Source organism: Fimbriimonadaceae bacterium (assembly GCA_019638775.1).
Classification (GTDB): Bacteria; Armatimonadota; Fimbriimonadia; order Fimbriimonadales; family Fimbriimonadaceae; genus JAHBTD01.
Map to the genome: position 1 here is coordinate 1 of JAHBTD010000097.1, position 1,591 is coordinate 1,591.

Genomic DNA, 1,591 nt, shown 5'->3' on the forward strand with positions numbered 1-1,591 from the left:
AGCGTTCCCGAAGGCACTAATCTATCTCTAGAAAATTCGCTACATGTCAAGGGTAGGTAAGGTTTTTCGCGTTGCATCGAATTAATCCACATAATCCACCGCTTGTGCGGGTCCCCGTCAATTCCTTTGAGTTTTAATCTTGCGACCGTACTCCCCAGGCGGTCAACTTCACGCGTTAGCTTCGTTACCAAGCCTAATAAGGCCCAACAACTAGTTGACATCGTTTAGGGCGTGGACTACCAGGGTATCTAATCCTGTTTGCTCCCCACGCTTTCGTGCATGAGCGTCAGTGTTAACCCAGGAGGCTGCCTTCGCCATCGATGTTCTTCCATATCTCTACGCATTTCACTGCTACACATGGAATTCCACCTCCCTCTGCCACACTCTAGCCTTGTAGTTTCAAACGCAATTCCCAGGTTAAGCCCGGGGATTTCACATCTGACTTACAAAGCCGCCTGCGCACCCTTTACGCCCAGTAATTCCGATTAACGCTTGCACCCTACGTATTACCGCGGCTGCTGGCACGTAGTTAGCCGGTGCTTCTTCTGTCGATACCGTCATGAGTCACGATTATTTACCGTAACCTTTTCTTCTCGACTGAAAGAGCTTTACAACCCGAAGGCCTTCTTCACTCACGCGGCATTGCTGGATCAGGCTTGCGCCCATTGTCCAAAATTCCCCACTGCTGCCTCCCGTAGGAGTCTGGGCCGTGTCTCAGTCCCAGTGTGGCTGGTCGTCCTCTCAGACCAACTACTGATCGTCGCCTTGGTAGGCCTTTACCCCACCAACTAGCTAATCAGACATCGGCCGCTCCAAAAGCGCAAGGTCTTTCGATCCCCTGCTTTCCTCCTTAGAGTATATGCGGTATTAGCACATCTTTCGATGCGTTACCCCCCTCTTCTGGATACGTTCCGATGCATTACTCACCCGTCCGCCACTCGCCACCAGATGCAAGCATCCGTGCTGCCGTTCGACTTGCATGTGTAAAGCATGCCGCCAGCGTTCAATCTGAGCCAGGATCAAACTCTTTAGTTCAATTCTGATTTAAACTTCGCTAGACATTTATGTGTGATTCCTAATAAAAGGATATCTTACTTCTATCCGCGAATACTTATTAATTTATACATTTTCATATTAAGCTTTTAATATTAAAAACTTAATATGACCACAAACTTAAGTACTCACACCTATCGATTGTCTCAACTTTTTAAAGAACATGCCAAGCTTTATACGCTGCAGCAAAGAAAAAGAATTATACCTACTTATAAAAATTTGAGCAACAGTTCTTCTCAATTTTATCCATGCATATGCAAAATACTCTCCTGCAAATTAGAAACTAAACTTATAAAAACAGAAGTGGACCAACATAGCTAAACTCTGAAAACCAATGTTAACCTGAGTTCGGGATAAGAAAAGAAGAGGTGGGCGTCTGCTTTTTTGCGTAAGATTATGTTTCTACACATCAATCAATCGCGCCAAGGAGACGCCCATGGACAGTTTAACCGAGCTTTTCTGCCTTATGGATGATTTTTGTCACCTGTTCGAGCCCGCTTAGAGCACCGCCTTCTGGAAACGGGGGCAAAAAAGCGTA

At 46.1% G+C, this 1,591-nt stretch carries 1 rRNA gene and 1 pseudogene; one reads left to right on the forward strand and one right to left on the reverse strand.

The annotated features are described in order from the left end of the window. Nucleotides 1-1,035, reverse strand: a 16S ribosomal RNA gene (locus KF784_20210); the annotation flags it as partial. 454 nt (nt 1,036-1,489) lie between these two features. On the opposite strand from KF784_20210, the pseudogene KF784_20215 reads away from it, so the two are divergent. Further along, nucleotides 1,490-1,591, forward strand: a pseudogene (locus tag KF784_20215) (IS982 family transposase).